The organism is Erwinia wuhanensis (genome assembly GCF_030484085.1).
In the GTDB taxonomy this organism is placed as follows: domain Bacteria; phylum Pseudomonadota; class Gammaproteobacteria; order Enterobacterales; family Enterobacteriaceae; genus Erwinia; species Erwinia aeris.
The window spans coordinates 668268-683135 of the sequence record NZ_JAUJUH010000002.1; the positions used below are offsets into that span (position 1 = coordinate 668268).

Annotated in this window: 19 protein-coding genes and 1 riboswitch; of the genes, 8 read left to right on the forward strand and 11 right to left on the reverse strand. The window is 52.8% G+C overall.

What is annotated here, in order from left to right; translation table 11 throughout:
- Positions 1-324: 324 nt before the first annotated feature.
- Together QZH36_RS07675 and QZH36_RS07680 are read left to right on the forward strand one after the other, a co-directional pair.
- The gene (locus QZH36_RS07675; protein WP_253455129.1) at positions 325-564 is read left to right on the forward strand and encodes a hypothetical protein; all 240 of its coding nucleotides are present in this window, start codon (positions 325-327) and stop codon (positions 562-564) included.
- Between the two features lie 213 nt (positions 565-777).
- Positions 778-1794, forward strand: coding sequence for an acyltransferase (locus QZH36_RS07680; RefSeq protein ID WP_367652765.1), 1017 nt, complete (start codon positions 778-780; stop codon positions 1792-1794).
- Between the two features lie 146 nt (positions 1795-1940).
- On the opposite strand, the gene QZH36_RS07685 is transcribed toward QZH36_RS07680, so the two are convergent.
- Positions 1941-2171 (reverse strand): hypothetical protein, encoded by a 231-nt coding sequence (locus QZH36_RS07685; RefSeq protein ID WP_125288345.1) that lies wholly within the window; start codon positions 2169-2171, stop codon positions 1941-1943.
- Between the two features lie 573 nt (positions 2172-2744).
- Between QZH36_RS07685 and yjbE the strand changes: the two genes are divergently transcribed.
- Together yjbE and QZH36_RS07695 are read left to right on the forward strand one after the other, a co-directional pair.
- Positions 2745-2999, forward strand: a complete 255-nt coding sequence (gene yjbE, locus QZH36_RS07690; RefSeq protein ID WP_301252269.1) for an exopolysaccharide production protein YjbE — start codon at positions 2745-2747, stop codon at positions 2997-2999.
- 159 nt (positions 3000-3158) lie between these two features.
- Complete coding sequence (locus QZH36_RS07695; protein WP_253455130.1) at positions 3159-3362, forward strand: hypothetical protein; 204 nt, start codon at positions 3159-3161, stop codon at positions 3360-3362.
- A 175-nt stretch (positions 3363-3537) separates the two neighbouring features.
- On the opposite strand, the gene QZH36_RS07700 is transcribed toward QZH36_RS07695, so the two are convergent.
- Together QZH36_RS07700 and iraP are read right to left on the reverse strand one after the other, a co-directional pair.
- Entirely contained in the window at positions 3538-4014 is a 477-nt protein-coding gene (locus QZH36_RS07700; protein ID WP_253455131.1) for a nuclear transport factor 2 family protein, read from the reverse strand.
- Positions 4015-4034: 20 nt separating this feature from the next.
- Entirely contained in the window at positions 4035-4325 is a 291-nt protein-coding gene (gene iraP / locus QZH36_RS07705; protein ID WP_253455132.1) for an anti-adapter protein IraP, read from the reverse strand.
- Between the two features lie 267 nt (positions 4326-4592).
- Between iraP and QZH36_RS07710 the strand changes: the two genes are divergently transcribed.
- Together QZH36_RS07710 and QZH36_RS07715 are read left to right on the forward strand one after the other, a co-directional pair.
- Entirely contained in the window at positions 4593-6041 is a 1449-nt protein-coding gene (locus QZH36_RS07710; protein ID WP_253455133.1) for a sugar porter family MFS transporter, read from the forward strand.
- 86 nt (positions 6042-6127) lie between these two features.
- Positions 6128-6910 (forward strand): hypothetical protein, encoded by a 783-nt coding sequence (locus tag QZH36_RS07715; protein ID WP_253455134.1) that lies wholly within the window; start codon positions 6128-6130, stop codon positions 6908-6910.
- 57 nt (positions 6911-6967) lie between these two features.
- On the opposite strand, the gene crcB is transcribed toward QZH36_RS07715, so the two are convergent.
- A complete protein-coding gene (gene crcB, locus QZH36_RS07720) occupies positions 6968-7348 on the reverse strand; it encodes a fluoride efflux transporter CrcB (protein WP_301729912.1) in 381 nt (126 codons plus the stop codon).
- Positions 7349-7417: 69 nt separating this feature from the next.
- Positions 7418-7490, reverse strand: a riboswitch (Fluoride riboswitch).
- Positions 7491-7647: 157 nt separating this feature from the next.
- Between crcB and QZH36_RS07725 the strand changes: the two genes are divergently transcribed.
- Positions 7648-8691 carry an FUSC family protein gene (locus tag QZH36_RS07725; RefSeq protein WP_301729913.1) on the forward strand — a complete coding sequence of 348 codons (1044 nt, stop codon included), beginning with the start codon at positions 7648-7650 and terminating at the stop codon, positions 8689-8691.
- 25 nt (positions 8692-8716) lie between these two features.
- Here QZH36_RS07725 and QZH36_RS07730 read toward each other — a convergent pair whose 3' ends face one another.
- The 6 genes from QZH36_RS07730 to QZH36_RS07755 form a co-directional block, all read right to left on the reverse strand.
- Positions 8717-8881, reverse strand: coding sequence for a hypothetical protein (locus QZH36_RS07730; RefSeq protein WP_301729914.1), 165 nt, complete (start codon positions 8879-8881; stop codon positions 8717-8719).
- Positions 8882-9331: 450 nt separating this feature from the next.
- Positions 9332-10621, reverse strand: coding sequence for an MFS transporter (locus QZH36_RS07735; protein WP_253455138.1), 1290 nt, complete (start codon positions 10619-10621; stop codon positions 9332-9334).
- A gap of 378 nt (positions 10622-10999) precedes the next feature.
- The gene (locus QZH36_RS07740; protein ID WP_253455139.1) at positions 11000-12418 is read right to left on the reverse strand and encodes a sugar porter family MFS transporter; all 1419 of its coding nucleotides are present in this window, start codon (positions 12416-12418) and stop codon (positions 11000-11002) included.
- Between the two features lie 143 nt (positions 12419-12561).
- Positions 12562-13236, reverse strand: coding sequence for a hypothetical protein (locus tag QZH36_RS07745; protein WP_301729915.1), 675 nt, complete (start codon positions 13234-13236; stop codon positions 12562-12564).
- 576 nt (positions 13237-13812) lie between these two features.
- Positions 13813-14010 (reverse strand): hypothetical protein, encoded by a 198-nt coding sequence (locus tag QZH36_RS07750; RefSeq protein WP_301252260.1) that lies wholly within the window; start codon positions 14008-14010, stop codon positions 13813-13815.
- Between the two features lie 97 nt (positions 14011-14107).
- A complete protein-coding gene (locus QZH36_RS07755) occupies positions 14108-14233 on the reverse strand; it encodes a hypothetical protein (RefSeq protein WP_301252258.1) in 126 nt (41 codons plus the stop codon).
- A 174-nt stretch (positions 14234-14407) separates the two neighbouring features.
- Here QZH36_RS07755 and QZH36_RS07760 point away from each other — a divergent pair, with 174 nt between their 5' ends.
- Positions 14408-14641: a hypothetical protein gene (locus tag QZH36_RS07760; protein ID WP_125288333.1), complete on the forward strand. Its 234-nt coding sequence runs from the start codon at positions 14408-14410 to the stop codon at positions 14639-14641.
- A 100-nt stretch (positions 14642-14741) separates the two neighbouring features.
- On the opposite strand, the gene QZH36_RS07765 is transcribed toward QZH36_RS07760, so the two are convergent.
- A partial coding sequence (locus QZH36_RS07765) for a flagellin (protein WP_301729716.1) occupies positions 14742-14868 on the reverse strand: 127 nt, incomplete at its 5' end.

Here is a 14868-nt window from a genome sequence, read left to right on the forward strand (position 1 = left end):
CCACTTCCCGAGGCAATTTTTTCCCTCTAAGCCAAATTTCCTCTCTTCTAATCCTTTTTCATATTACGCTGGCCCTGAAAAGAAAATAATTTGCTTTCCTGCTTATCAAAACCTGTTGATATTTAATGAGCTTTCTTTGCAAAACCGGCAAAAATTTTGATTCCAGCTATATTAAGAGTTTTCCAGCTGATTTGACCAGGCTTCGTCCGATATTATGCGTGAAAGCTTGCAGGTCGCCGTGTCGGGACGCTACCGTCATAGCTTATCACTGGCAGTGCCTCACAAAAGCAGAGCCGGGCCTCTTCTATTAACTTCTGGCTGTTTATGATGAATGGATCGAACACTTTTCTTACTCTGGCCGTGCCAGCGCTTTTTACCGTGCTGCTGCCGCTGAACGCGCCGGCGCAGCAGGTCACGCTGACGCTCTCTCAGGAGCAGGATGGCGGATCCGCAGGACGTGCCTGCATGTATATCCACCAGGGCCAGGCCGAATATCGCCTCGTCAAGCCTGACCAGCTTTGCCCCGGCACGCTAACTATTGAGGCGGCGACGCACCACATCTGAGCGGCTTTGCCCTGGTACGCTAACGGCAAGGCGGCCAGGCACTACGCCCCATCGGCTTCGCGCTGATACGCTAACGGCGAGGCGGCCAGGCGCCAGATCTGAACGCTTTTTTCCTGTCCGGAGATACGTCTGTACGACGGAGTATGTTACCTTTAGCCGAATGGCTATAATCTGACTGCTCGCGTCTGATTACGCTTCCTGACAAGGAGTTAAGTGTTGAAAAAAATGAATATTAAGCTGCTGACGCTGGTGGCCACCTATCTGGTTGTTCTGCTACATACGGCGGCCGTTCCTTTCAGCTATTTCCATCTGGCCTGGTCAGTGTCCGTGATGTATGAAGCGCTCGGGCGCATCGCTTTTCCCCTCTTCTTACTGATTGCCGGCTACGTTTCTCTTAATAAAAATGAGTCGCTGCTCAGTACGTTAAAAACGCGCGTGCTGGATCTGGTAATCCCGCTGGTTGTCTGGTCCGTTATTTATATTATTTATAATAAACAAGTTAACGCGGATACTTCACCGGTCAGCCTGCTGGAGCTGCTGAGCACGCCCGCCTATCCGCATATGTGGTTTATCTATACGATGATCCTGCTTTATCTGGTGACGCCGTTGCTGAATACATTTATTCAAAATGGTAGCCAGCAGCGCGTTAATTACACCGTTACTGTCTGGTTTGTGCTGGCTTCGGTTTATATGCTGTTTGATAACGTTAAGGCGAACCTGCTGGAAGGCCACGCCATTCCGGCGCCCAGCAATATTGATATGGTGGTGTATCTGTCCGGTTTTTATATTATCGGCGGCGTGGCGAGGCGTTTTGATATCAATCCCAAGGTCTTGATTTCAGGCATTATCTTTATTCTGTCTGCGGTGTTAACGTCGGTAATGACCTATTCGCTTTCAATCAGCACTTTTGCGCCTAACGCCATTTTTCTGTTTTACTCCGCGCCGACGCTGGTGGTGGTTTCACTGGCCTGCTTCTTTATGCTGCTGAATGCGCCCTTCCACTATAGCAAGCGCGCCATACGGCTTATCCACGGGCTATCGCGGCTGAGCCTGGGGATTTTCTTTGTGCACCTGATGGTGCTGGAGTCGCTGCTGCATCTGTTGCATATCGAATTTGAAGGCTATTCATCCGCGCTGACCATTCCGGCCGTCGCGCTGGCCTGCTTCGCTATTTCCGCCGCTATTACCTGGCTGCTACGGCAGATCCCCTGGGTACGTCGTATTACCTGATGTTCCGACGGCTCCCTTGCGTACGCCGCATTGGCTGCTTGCGCGATACATCCCCCGGGCGTCCTGCCTGATCGCCTGAAGCAGTAAGAACGGCCGCCTCGGAAAGCGGCCGTTCTTCCGGCAAACTACCGGTGCGCCACGGACCGTCAGTAACTGGCTGCGGCAAATCTGTGTGGCTGATTGATTGCTCTGCGCGCAATCCAGTAGAGTAAAATTCGCTCTTCATCGCTGTCCTGATCCGCCATCGCCAACAGCTTAAGCGCCAGCGTGGCCTTATTAACAGGCTGTCCTGTTATGCTCAGGTCAACCACCGCTTTACCAATAATGGTGCACACTTCTTCATCGCTCGAAGCCAGTAAATCGTGATCTGTACTCATCGTCTCCTCCTGTTGCCGGTAAATTTTAAGTCTGGCAGAAGCTGGGGAGATTGCCATCTCTCAGTCTTTTAAACTGGTTATCGTTATGCTGTCGCTATTTTTCGCTTTTTTCAATGAAATCAGCCACCGGGCGCCTGTTCGTCATCTTTTAGTCATACTTATTAACGAGAAATAATATCGCCACACAATTTTTCGGGCCGAAATTTACCTTAAGTCGCAACAGCGATTAACAACCAGGATTTTATGCCGTCGTTTATTCTTAAATTTGCGCCAAAACTCTGGAATAAAGCGGATCTGATTTATGACCAGACCCGATCGTTTTATCGCCGCCCGGCGCATTAAGATTATTCTGTAGTTTTACCTTTTCACCTCTTACTGTCTGGCACTCGCCAGCTTTAGCGCTTTCTGCGCCAGCCTTTTTTACTTTCCATACTCTGTTAATTACTGGATCTGTTTACGCCATTCTTAAACAGAAAATAATCAAAAAGGCTGTTTTGCGGCTATTTGCAACGCAAAGGATTAAAACTAAGCTTTCCGCCAACAACACCTGTATAACGCCTGAGGATAAAAATAATGAAAAAAATCACCGCGCTGGCTTTGTTCCTGATGATGACGGGCAGCCATGCCGCTTTTGCCGCACCAGCACCAGCCGCCGCGGGCGTCGCCGCCGGCAGTGAAGCGACCACGCTTTCTGACGGTAACTCCAACGCCGTTGGCGTCGGCGCGGTCGGCGCGCTGCTCGGTATCGCTCTGGCGACCATGGGCGGCGGCGGCGACGGTTCGAACACGGGAACCACCACAACGACCACCTCCACCACGGCTCATTAGTCCGCAGCCGGCCTTTTAGTCATAAAGGGCCGGCTTTTAGTTAACGTCCGCCTCGCTTTTCAACCCCATGGCTGTACCGCATCGCCAGCTGACATTCGTCGGCCGCCTCGCTTTTCGCCTATACTTTGGGACTGATGTGGTTTTATTACGGAGGGAACAATGTTAATCGGCTTCGTTTTACTGGTTAGCGCCTGCGGCCACGACGCCTGTGACGCTTTACCGGTGTCCGAACATATTTTCCCGACGCGCGCATCCTGTGAGCGCATGGCAGAGCGTATTCATGAACGCCGCCCTTCCGCCGTATTACTGTGCGGCGAGGTCTATCGCAACCATGACAGCGAAACGACGGATATAAACCCGTAAGACAATCTTTTTGGGCGTTTAGTGGCAAAGGTGAGGATGGCTCTTCAAAAGCCATGAATGTTAACGCAGAAGGCAGGTATTGGTTGAGCTTGCATGCGGCGCCCGTCAGGCGACTCAGAACAGCCCAGAAGCAGACGGCCTGAGCCAGGCTGCCCGCTTCTGGTTTGCCTCGGCGCTAGAGCCCCAGCTCGCTCAGGCCGGGATGGTCATCCGGGCGACGGCCCAGCGGCCAGTGAAATTTACGCTCGCTTTCCTGTATGGGCAGGTCATTAAGACAGGCATAGCGCGTGGTCATCAGGCCATTGTCATCAAACGCCCAGTTTTCATTGCCGTAAGAGCGGAACCAGTTGCCGGAATCGTCATGCCACTCGTAGGCATAGCGCACCGCAATGCGGTTGTCCGTGAAAGCCCACAGCTCTTTAATCAGGCGATACTCCAGCTCGCGCGCCCATTTACGGCTCAGAAAAGCCTCCGCTTCCTGACGGCCATGAATAAACTCCGCCCGATTACGCCATTGCGTATCCAGGGTATAGGCCAGCGCCACTTTTTGCGGATTGCGACTGTTCCAGCCGTCTTCCGCCAGGCGTACCTTCTCTGCTGCCGTTTCACGCGTAAAGGGCGGAAGCGGCAAACGACGTTCCTGTTCAGCCATCACTTTTCCTCGCGGAGAGGCTATTGCGCCTCGGCTTTTTCATCGACGTAGCGCGTCACCGCCAGCAGTCGATTAATATGGGTCAACAACAGATCGATATCCGACTGCAAAAAGCTTTCGCCGGATGTCGTGGCCGCCACGATGGCGTTCTGGATGTTGTCTGAAATCGTCGATGCGCCATCGCCTTTTCCGGCCGTCAGCAGCAGCGCCGCCACCAGCAGCGACTGCGCTTCTACCTGCGCCGTCAGCTCTTTTGCATCAACTTCAATTTTAGCCATCTTCATTAAGATATCGATAACCAGCTGCTTCATCATTACTCCCCGCAATAAATTATCCCAGAAATTACCATTACGTTCAGAAACGAGCAAACTGAAACGCCGCTGGCTGCACCTTCTGTTGCATTCTGATCCACTTTCTTCCTTTTTAGCGCATTTTATAAGCAAGATGGCCATTTTCCCTGGGCAAAAGCAATTATATTTCCCGTTTCGCCTGGCTAAATGCCCGGCGTGGAGTAGATTTAATCTTGTGATGCTTATCACATCATTATCACAATAATAACGTTGGCAAGGGAGTAACTTGTGAATCAGACATCAAACGGCGGGACAGCCGGCACTCAAACGAGTACCCCGACCGAACCCCTGGTAAAAGTGATCGCGTTTATCGCGACGCTTGGCGGTTTACTGTTCGGCTATGATACCGGGGTGATTGCGGGCGCCTTGCTTTTTATGAAGCACGACCTGCATTTAACGTCATTGACCACCGGGATGGTCACCAGCTTCTTAATTCTGGGTTCCGCCATCGGCGCCATCTTCGCCGGGCGCGTGGCAGACCGCTTTGGTCGTAAAAAAGTCATCCTGGTGATGGCGGTGATCTTTATGGCCGGTTCGCTGGGCTGCGCCACCGCGCCAAACGTGGAGATGATGATCACCTTCCGCTTTATCCTCGGCCTGGCCGTAGGCGGCGCGGCGGCTATCGTTCCCGTGTATATTGCGGAAATCGTGCCGGCCAATCGCCGCTGGCAGTTCGTGACGCTTCAGGAGCTGATGATCGTTTCTGGCCAGCTGATCGCCTATACCAGCAACGCCGCGATTAACGAAGTCTGGGGCGGCGAAACCACCTGGCGCTGGATGCTGGGCGTAGCCTGCGTTCCGGCAGTTGTGCTGTGGGTCGGGATGCTGTTCCTGCCGGATACGCCTCGCTGGTATGCAATGCACGGCCGCTACCGTGAGGCGCGCGACGTGCTGGAGCGCACCCGCCATTCGCGCGTGGTAGAGAAAGAAATGGGCGAGATCCGTAAATCGATGTCCTCGAAAAGCGAGAAAAACGCCCGTCGTAAAAAGACGATTTCGACCTGGATGAAGCGCCTGGTCGCACTGGGTATCGGCGTGGCGATGCTGCAACAGCTTTCCGGCGTAAATACTATTATGTTCTATGCGCCAACCATGCTGCAGGCGACCGGCCTGGGCACTAACGCCTCGCTGCTGGCGACCATCGCTAACGGCGTCATTTCCGTGATTATGACCTTCGTGGGAATTATGCTGCTGAGCCGCTTTGGCCGTCGTCCGCTGCTGCTGACCGGCCAGATTGGCTGTACCTGCACGCTGCTGGCGATTGGGCTGCTGACCTGGCTGATGCCGGAAACGGTTGATGGTCATCCGGACGTGCTGCGCAGCTACCTGGTGCTGGCCGGCATGCTGATCTTCCTCTGCTTCCAGCAGGGCGCGCTGTCGCCGGTCACCTGGCTGCTGCTGTCGGAAATGTTTCCGATGCGTATCCGTGGGATGGCTAACGGCATCTCCGTTTTCGCCATGCAGATGACGAACTTTTCCATCGCGTTTCTTTTCCCGACGCTGCTGGAAAAATTCGGCCTGACCAACACCTTCTTTGCCTTTGCCGCTATCGGTATCGCCGGCGGCATCTTTGCGGTGCTGTTCGCGCCGGAAACGCAGGGAAAAACGCTGGAACAGATCGAGAAGCACTTTAAAAAGCATCTCCAGGACGATCCTGCGCCGCAAACGGACAACTAATCGAGGCGCCAGGGATGGCGCACAACTTTCTGACAAAGGAAACTTTCTGAGCCTGCACGGCAGGTAAACAAATAAAGAGGCCTGAAATGGGAACGGCGATATTTATGGTTTTGATGGTTTGCGGCTACTGGTACACCAGTCGCGACCTTTCCACCCGCTTTAAAATCAAGCGTTCTTTTGGCTGGGACGTCTACTTTCTGGTCGCCCTTTACGGCTGTATTTTTGTCTTGCAGGGCGTGATCGCCACCGGGCTAATCTGGCTCTTTCTGCTCGCCTGCTCCAGCCTGCTGAACATCATGCCTGAGCTTACGGGCGGTCATCACCACAACTGGCAAATGGAATTTATGAACTGGAGCTTTCTCGGTATCCAGGCGCCAGTTGTGGTGATGCTCTCTTTTGCCGTCGCCTTTTGTCTTTACCGTTCTAACTGGTCCGGCAGCGCCAGGCTGAACAGCAAGGGCCGCAAAAAGCTTTATAAAGAACTTTCACGCTCTAACGGCGTTGAAGGCATTCTGTTTCAGTGCATGGAAGAAGGCGAGCTGGCCTGGGTGACGCTCAAATCGCGCCGCATCTATATCGGTATGATCCATACGGCTTCCTATGAGATCGAGAATACCGCTAATATTGTGCTGATCCCGATGCTGAGCGGCTATCGTGACGGCAAGACGCTGAATCTATGCGTAGAACACAACTACAGCAAGTGGTATGCGGAGCATAATATTACGCTGGATTCGGAACCGAAATCCGCGATGGCGTTCCGTAAAGTTATTCTGCTCAGTCAGATTGAGAGCCTGTCGCTGTTTGATGCCGCCAGCGCCAGCGCGTTAGCTTTCGATAGCGATGAGGATGAGGAACAGCCGCCGCAGTAATACGGTTTTCGGGCTGGTGCGCCCATCAGCCCATCAGCCCATCAGCCCATCAGCCCATCAGCCCATCACTAAAGTGATAAGCCAGAAGCCGGCGAACGTCATCAGCAGCGAACCAACCACGTGCGTTAATACGGAAATCATCGCCCACAGATAGTTTCCCGCCTGCATCAGCGTAACAATTTCCAGCGAAAAGGTGGAAAACGTGGTCATGCCGCCGCACAGGCCGGTGGTGATCAGCAGCTTCCAGGCAGGATCAAGCTGCGGATTACGTAAAAACCACGCCATCGCCGCGCCGATAATAAATCCGCCCAGCAGATTCACCAGCAGCGTACCCGGCGGCAGATTTGGAAACAACGAGTTAAGACGGACGGCCAGCAGCCAGCGAATAACGCAACCGGCCGAACCGCCGATAATCACAGCAAGCAGAGGTTTAAACATCATCTTCCTCAATAGAGTGACGAGGATTGCGTAAGAAGCCCGACGCGCACTCCTGCTGGTTAAAAGAGAGCGTTGTCAGGCGTCATCAGCCCCTTATGAGCGGGGCGGTTGGGAAAGGCGGCACGCCATCGCCTCAGGCCGTTGAGCGTAATCAGTCGCGTGAACTTTTGCAAGCCTGCGGCCCGGCATCAGCGACGGCATCAGAAGCATTGCCATGAATTTACTGGAATTTATAGCAGATCAGCCGTGCTGCGCTATGCTTGCTTTCGTTATTAGCTACAAGGACATTTGGCTACCGCATGCGTTTAATTCCCCTGCCGCGACATGATTTACTGCTGGGCCTCTGCTGCCTGCCCGCGCTGCTCGTTATCTATCTGACCGGCTTTACCTTCGGACAGGTGCAGGCCGCAGGCCTGGTTGCCAGCGGCGCGCTGACGCTGGCGTTCGGTGCGAATAAAACCTGGGGCGGATCTTCTTTTTCGCTGCTGTTTACCACCACGCTGGGGGTGGCGCTCTCTTCAGCGCTGGGCTGCCTGGCGGGCAACATCACGCCGCTCTATATTGCCGGAGCCATGCTTTATGCGGCCGTTTACGTGACGATGGCGAACGTGGATGACAGCGCATGGTGGATGCTGTTGCAATGGTCGATCGCCTGGCTGGTCTCCGGTTATTTTGCCGGTTCGCCGGAGCACGCCGCCGATCGGGCTATGCTGGTTGGCGCTGGCGGTCTGATCCAGATGTTTTTCCTCTATCTGGTGTTCCGCCGCTACCCTTTTTATCTGAAAGACGTTTATCCGCGCGCCTGGCTGCGTTTTTTACGCGTCACAACAGGCAAATATAAACACAAAATCCATCTGCAATGGTCGGTTTTCTTTGCGCTAATGGCGATGGGGCTGGCGCTCTCCGGCGTGGAATTTTTCCATCTGAAAAACGGCTATTGGGCGGGCATGACGCTGTTAATCTGTCTGCGTAACAACTATCGGGACTCGCTGTCGCGGGTGCGCGCGCGCGTATCAGGCACGCTGATGGGCAGTATTGCGGCGGCGGCGCTTATCGATCTGTGTGACGCTCCGCTTTACCTGATAGGCGGATTTATGCTGTTTGGTTACGCCGCCTTTACCTGGTCCTATTCGCTGATCGCTAAATCCTATTTCGTCTTTGCCTTTATCGTCACCATGATGGTGGTGTTTATGATCGCCAGCCTGGGAACGTCGCAAATTGTTGTTGCCACCCATCGTCTGGAAACCACCGCTATAGGCGGCCTGTTCGCGCTGTTTGCCCTGGTGATGACCCGCCTCTTTACCCGCAAACAGATCCTGCTGCGGCGGCGTAAATCGGCCTGAACACCGCGCCCTTTCCGGCTGAAGCTCACCGCTTTGCTGCAGGACGTTTTTCAGCCATGTTCAGGGTGGGTTCCTCTGCGGCCGGTTTTGGTTTTTCCTCTTCCTCAGGAAAGAAAGACTCCAGAAAACGTTGCTGTTGCTGATTCATTTTCCAGCCCTTCAGGCATGATTTTTCAGGAAGCGTAGCCATTAAGCTATCCCCCACAGCAGCAACAGTATCCAGAATATCAGACAGCCCAGCACAATCTTCAGCCAGACTTTTCCGCGAAATGATAAATATTTTCCCATTGACGCTCCTTATCTCTGTCAGAAACAGAGCCACTATAAAATATAGCGACTAAATTAACTATCCATTTATTATTTTCGCAATATGGGATCTACCACACTAAATTTATAAACAATAAAATAGCGCTTTATATTTCAATAACTAACTTTCAAAATGCTATTTGAATTACAAAAAACGCTTAACAACACCCCTCAAAAAGTTAACGCCTGATAATATTTTTTATTAGTGCTATATCAGGAAAGATAAACATTTTTACATTCCAGAATTAACGCATTTTATTAACTTAAAAATTCCATATAAATAAAATTAATTCCAATAAGGCGATGCCGGGGCACCGCCGGTGGATTAGCGCTTTTAAGAAGTCGCTTCGGCCTGATCTTCTTCACTGTTAACCATTGCCGCCTGAATTTCCTCTTCATCCAGCGAGGGATTCAGCGCGACGGCCAGCGGTGAACTGGCCAGGCTGTCCGGTACGGCGACATGCGGCGTAGGATTTTCGGCATTTTCCTGCTGGATTTCGCTACGGTGCCAGCTCATTACCGCAATTATTACGCCACAAAGCGCGAAAAACAGATAGAGCATATGCCCGCCCAGCGGCTGCATCAGCGCGCCGGTGATCATCGGCCCGATGCAGGCACCAACGCCAAATGCCATCAGCAGGCAGGCAGTCAGCGAAACGCGCCTTTCCGGAGCCACGCTGTCGTTAGCCATCGCCACCACCAGCGGGTAAAGCGAGAACTGCATCATGCTGGTGATAAATGCCGCGCCGGTCACCCAGATGAAAGTGAAATGCAGCGGCAGCGTCAGCAACAGCGCCGTTATCGAATAAAGCAGCGCGGTACCGCAAAGCAGACGATGGCGGTTAAAACGATCGGAGAGCCAGCTCAAAGGGAATTGCGACACCAGCCCGGCGAAAATCGTAATGGCCATAAATAAGCCGGTTTGCCGCGTGGTAAACCCAAGCTGGCTGGCGTAAACGGGTGCCATGCCGTAAAACGCGCCAACGGCCATGCCGGTCGCCAGCGTAATCAGCAGGATGCGAGGGATAGCGCGAAAAAAATAGCCCAGCTCCATTGGCGCGGGCGACATTGGCTGCGCGTTGGTACGGGTGGTCAGCGCAATAGGCACCAGGCAAAGCGCGAAGCAAAGCGCCACAATCAGCAGGCTTGCGCTACCGGATGCCGCCTGGGTCATCAGGATGATCTGACCGGACGACAGTCCCAGATAGGTGGCGACCATATAGAAACCAAAAATCAGACCGCGCTGGCCCGGCTCCGCCTGATCGTTCAGCCAGCTTTCCAGCACCATATACTGGCACATCATGCACAGGCCGATAATCAGCCGCAGTCCTATCCAGGCAGGCAGCCATTCCGTCAGCCCGTGTCCCAGCACGGAAGCCGTAATGATGCCAGCGCAGGAGACATAGGCGCGAATATGCCCCACCCGCGCGATGAGGTTATGCCCTACCTTGCCGCCTATCACCAGGCCGATGTAGTTGGCTGCGATAATACCGCCGATCAGGCTGCCGCTAACCTGTTCCTGCGCCAGACGCAGGGAAACATAGGTGGTCAGCAGGCCGGAACCCAACAGCATCAGCAGCGTGGTGCTGTATAAAGGTAAAAAGGTGCCGAGAACTTTCTTCATTGCGCTTCCTGTCTTTTTTATTCCACAAAAGCAAACCTGCACTGTAAAAGGTAGTCGTGCTTTTGCCGTGACAGCAAGCTTAACGGGCAGAAAAACAGACAAAAAAATTATGCGTTGATATTGACGAGGTCATTGCAATAATTAAGACAGGAGCCGAGTGACAATTATTTTCTTCAGCAGAAACATAGCATTGCACCGTTATGTGAGCAAATACAAAGCAAATGGAAATATATTAATATCTTTCTCAATGTAATTTTTTCGGTTGATTATTTAATCAGATTAATAATACTTTGCAGCGCAATAAATAAAGCATAAACACTATTTGTCGGCCCTGAAGCTGGTCGGCTCAGGGCCAATATTTTCAACGTGGCAGCAGCATTACTGCCCCAAATCCCGCAGTTTTTTCCCCGCCATCAGATTCTTTTCAATATGTTCCAGCGTAATGTTTTTGGTTTCCGGCACCAGCAGGAAAGTAATTACAATAAATACCAGATTAAAGCCGGTATAAAGCCAGAAGGTGCCCGCCGCGCCGATGCTGCCCAGCAGGGTCAGGAAGGTCGCGCCGATAATCATGTTCGCTACCCAGTTGGTAGTGGTGGAACAGGTGATGCCAAAGTCGCGGCACTTTAACGGCTGGATTTCCGAACAGAGGATCCACACCACCGGCGCGGCGCTCATCGCGTAGCCTGCAATACAAAGCATCGTCATGCCGACCGCCACCCAGGAAAGGTTCATGGTGGCTTCGCCCTGCCCCACTTTCATCAGGCAATAGCCGAGGATCAGCGTGGCAAAAGCCATCACAGAGAAACCGATTTTCAAAATAGGTTTGCGGCCCGCCTTATCGACAGTAAAGACCGCGATAAAAGTCGCCAGCATAAAGGTGACGCCAACCACTACCGTCGCCATCATCTGCTGCTGGGTACTCTGGAATCCCGCCATTTTAAAAATCTGCGGCGCGTAATACATGATGATATTCATACCGGTAAACTGCTGCATTCCCTGTAACAGCATGCCGAGAAACACGGCGCGGCGGACGTTGCTGTTTTTGCGAAACAGCGACAGCCCACCCTGCTTCATTTTCAGGCTTTCGCGGATCTCGTTCAGCTCCTGCCTGGCCTTATCGGACGTATCGCGCAGCATCCGCAGCACCTCTTCCGCCTCCACATGCAGGCCTTTCGCCGCCAGCCAGCGCGGGCTGTTGGGCAGGAAGATCACCATCACGAACAGCAAAACGGCGGGCAGCGCCAGAATGCCCAGCATGGCGCGCCAGTTGCCGCTGTAGCTGAAGGCGGTATCCGATAAAAACGCCAGCAGAATGCCGAAGGTGATCATCAGCTGATAGGTGCTTATCATCTTGCCGCGAATATTTTCCGTCGCCATTTCAGAAAGATAAAGCGGCGCAGTATAGGAAGCGATGCCGACGGCGACGCCCAACAGCACGCGAAAAGCGAGCAGGACCTCCAGATTGACCGCCAGCGCCGATCCCAGCGAGCCGACGATAAACAGCAACGCGCCCGCCATCAGGCTATATTTCCTCCCCAGCCGGTGCGACACCCAGCCGTTGCAGATAGCGCCAATTGCCGCGCCCAGCATCATGCTGCTCACTACCCACTCCTGCTCATGGCTGTCGAGCGTAAAGTGTTGGGTAATAAACGGCAGCGCGCCCGAAATCACGCCGATATCCAGCCCGAACAGCAGCCCGGCCAGGCCTGCCGAAAACGAAATAAAGAGATTCATCCGCCGGACTTTGTTTTTCCGCGCCTGCGGCAGCACCATACTGTTATTGATTGAAGACATTTTTTTAACCCCGGTTTTATCCTGTCTGCCGGTAACATACAGACTCGCGCAGGCCGGAGGTTATGTTAAAAAGTCCACAGGCATGGATAAAATGGCTGTGGCGCACGAAGTTGTGATGACGATCGCATTCCTTTGCGCCATGCTCAGGACAACGCGGCGGTTTGCGACCAGTTGTAGGTCACCAGACGCAGCTGAATAGTGCCGGTAATGTCGCCATATCGCTGATTCATACGCGCTTTAAAAAACTGCTGTAGGCGCTCGGGCAACACCGCTGCGTTATAGCGCAGCAGCGTGCTGTGCCAGAACGTCGGTGGCCGGGCGCTGCCGCTATACCTCTCTTTTAACAGGCCCGCATAGCCGGAATGCTGCAACGCCTGCCAGAAAGCTTCTCTTCTCGTGATATCTGTCGCATCCGCTATACCGGCGATAAGTAATTGATTAGGCAAAGCCACCAGCCGCAGCTCGCGGACGGTAAGCTTTTTTTCCAGGCAGTGCGCCGCGGCAATTCGCGTTAGCTCCTCAATGCCCTCAGGCTGGTGGCGTTGGTCATAACACGAAGGGGTAATGGCCAGAAAAGTCAGATGAAAATGGTCAGGCTGCATGATATCGGCAAGCGGATCGTCCAGCACCTGTTCCCGCAGCTCTGCCAGCAACGCGCTTATCGGCTGGGTCAAGGCGGGCTTAATGCCGGTGGCGATGGCTTTTAGATTTTCCGGATAGAAGCCGCTGTACGCTTTAGCCGTTGTCGGATCGCGCCAGATGCGCAGCGTTTCCTGCGAGCGCTGATGATAGATTTGCGTAAGGCTTTCTTCTTCCACCTTGTGTTCTCCCGTCCGCTGTTAAGCATGCCAGTGTAGAAGCCACGGGAGAGAAAGGGCAAACAGCGGGCTGGCAGCAGCAAGACTAAAAACAGGAAAATAGCAGGGACGGAAAGGGTTTTGCGAAGCATATCAATAGCTAAAAATTTCGCGGGCGGGTCAGAATGTTAAAGGCGCGCCAGCACAGCTCTTACATTTCCCCGACGCCAGTCGCGCTATTGTCAAAGCTTGTTTGCTGTATTCGGGAACGGTCAGGAACGCTCAGTAACGGTTTCTGAAGGTCCTCAAAAAACCCGGTCTACCAGCCGGGTTTTTTTGTGCCTGCCTGCTGACGACCTGCATTCAAATCATAAACGTTCGCGCGTTTATGACTGGCATATCGCTGAGCAACTGCCCGGCTAAGCAAAGCCAGCGGCTCTTAGTTTTAAAGATTGCCGGCACGCTGCTTTTAATTATGTTTCAGACCGGCTCTTTTATTGCCTTTTCTGCAAGGATCGCCTCAGCGTAAGGCACAATAAAGCGAGCCGCCTCAGTTTCCGGAGGCGGCTCACGACACGGGTTCAATCAGATATCCTCCTACCTGTCCTCGTCGTCGTCCTCTTCATCATCGGACTCAACGAGATCGTCATCCTCCAGCGGTGCATCAATTTCTTCGTCATCTTCCAGCGGATCGACGAGTTCATCGCTGCCTTCAGGGATATCTTCATGGTCATCATCGGCTGGATATTCAGCGTCATCAGGAACCGGTTCCTGGTAATCCGGACGTTCAGACATAGCCACCTCCATCACCCCATATGGGTCAGTTAACTATAGAGGCTGGCACCAAACCGATCCCGCGCTGCATCACAGATCCGATAAAACTCGCGGCGATTTATTCGGGAAGTTTGTCGCCCGATTCTGGCGCATCGTCCGGGCTGTCTTTCTGCTCTTTGGGATCTTTTTCGATCCGATTCTGCAAGCCGGTAAAGCGCGGATCGTTAGAATAAGAAATGAACATAGGTGACCTCCTGAATAGCGAATGAAACAGAAGTATAAACCCAATTTTAAGATCTGAGTCCCGAAAGGCGGAAAGGCGAGCCCGTGGCATGGTGACTTTTTAACCAGGCTGCTCTAAGGTTTTAACAGGTTATGACGCTGAATTTTTTCTGGTTAACGCTTTAAGGGGAAAATAATGGAAAAAATGACGGTTAAGTATGGCAATTTAACCTTTCCGGCCGAATACAGCGAAACGCAGACCGGCGGCGGCCTTGATAAAACGCTAATTATTGCCAAAACCGAGCAAAGCACGGCGCTGTTCAGCGGCGCATTACAGGAAACGTTTAATTTTGAATCCGAACGATTAGGTGAGGAAGATTATATTTTGAGCGATGAAGTGCCACAGCATTTTATTTTTACCCACAAATAAGAGCTGTAGCCGTACGGCTATTTTGATGTAAGCGTGTCGTAACCTTTTTGATGCATAAAAAAACCCGGCCTGAGCCGGGTTTTGTCTTGTAGCGTAAGGCTTACTGCAGCAGAGACAGAACGCCCTGTGGAACCTGGTTGGCTTTTGACAGCACGGAGGTACCAGCCTGCTGAAGGATCTGCGCCTTCGACATGTTAGAAACTTCAGTTGCGTAGTCAGCATCCTGG

Bases quoted from the DNA above. Each gene is read 5' to 3' on its own strand.
- QZH36_RS07755 (WP_301252258.1), bottom strand. From the start codon at position 14,233: ATGTTCATTTCTTATTCTAACGATCCGCGCTTTACCGGCTTGCAGAAT.
- QZH36_RS07740 (WP_253455139.1), bottom strand. From the start codon at position 12,418: ATGTCTTCAATCAATAACAGTATGGTGCTGCCGCAGGCGCGGAAAAAC.
- QZH36_RS07725 (WP_301729913.1), top strand. From the start codon at position 7,648: ATGCGTTTAATTCCCCTGCCGCGACATGATTTACTGCTGGGCCTCTGC.
- QZH36_RS07700 (WP_253455131.1), bottom strand. From the start codon at position 4,014: ATGGCTGAACAGGAACGTCGTTTGCCGCTTCCGCCCTTTACGCGTGAA.
- QZH36_RS07675 (WP_253455129.1), top strand. From the start codon at position 325: ATGATGAATGGATCGAACACTTTTCTTACTCTGGCCGTGCCAGCGCTT.
- QZH36_RS07685 (WP_125288345.1), bottom strand. From the start codon at position 2,171: ATGAGTACAGATCACGATTTACTGGCTTCGAGCGATGAAGAAGTGTGC.
- QZH36_RS07695 (WP_253455130.1), top strand. From the start codon at position 3,159: ATGTTAATCGGCTTCGTTTTACTGGTTAGCGCCTGCGGCCACGACGCC.
- QZH36_RS07750 (WP_301252260.1), bottom strand. From the start codon at position 14,010: ATGTCTGAACGTCCGGATTACCAGGAACCGGTTCCTGATGACGCTGAA.
- QZH36_RS07715 (WP_253455134.1), top strand. From the start codon at position 6,128: ATGGGAACGGCGATATTTATGGTTTTGATGGTTTGCGGCTACTGGTAC.
- iraP (WP_253455132.1), bottom strand. From the start codon at position 4,325: ATGAAGCAGCTGGTTATCGATATCTTAATGAAGATGGCTAAAATTGAA.
- yjbE (WP_301252269.1), top strand. From the start codon at position 2,745: ATGAAAAAAATCACCGCGCTGGCTTTGTTCCTGATGATGACGGGCAGC.
- QZH36_RS07730 (WP_301729914.1), bottom strand. From the start codon at position 8,881: ATGGCTACGCTTCCTGAAAAATCATGCCTGAAGGGCTGGAAAATGAAT.
- QZH36_RS07735 (WP_253455138.1), bottom strand. From the start codon at position 10,621: ATGAAGAAAGTTCTCGGCACCTTTTTACCTTTATACAGCACCACGCTG.
- QZH36_RS07760 (WP_125288333.1), top strand. From the start codon at position 14,408: ATGGAAAAAATGACGGTTAAGTATGGCAATTTAACCTTTCCGGCCGAA.
- crcB (WP_301729912.1), bottom strand. From the start codon at position 7,348: ATGTTTAAACCTCTGCTTGCTGTGATTATCGGCGGTTCGGCCGGTTGC.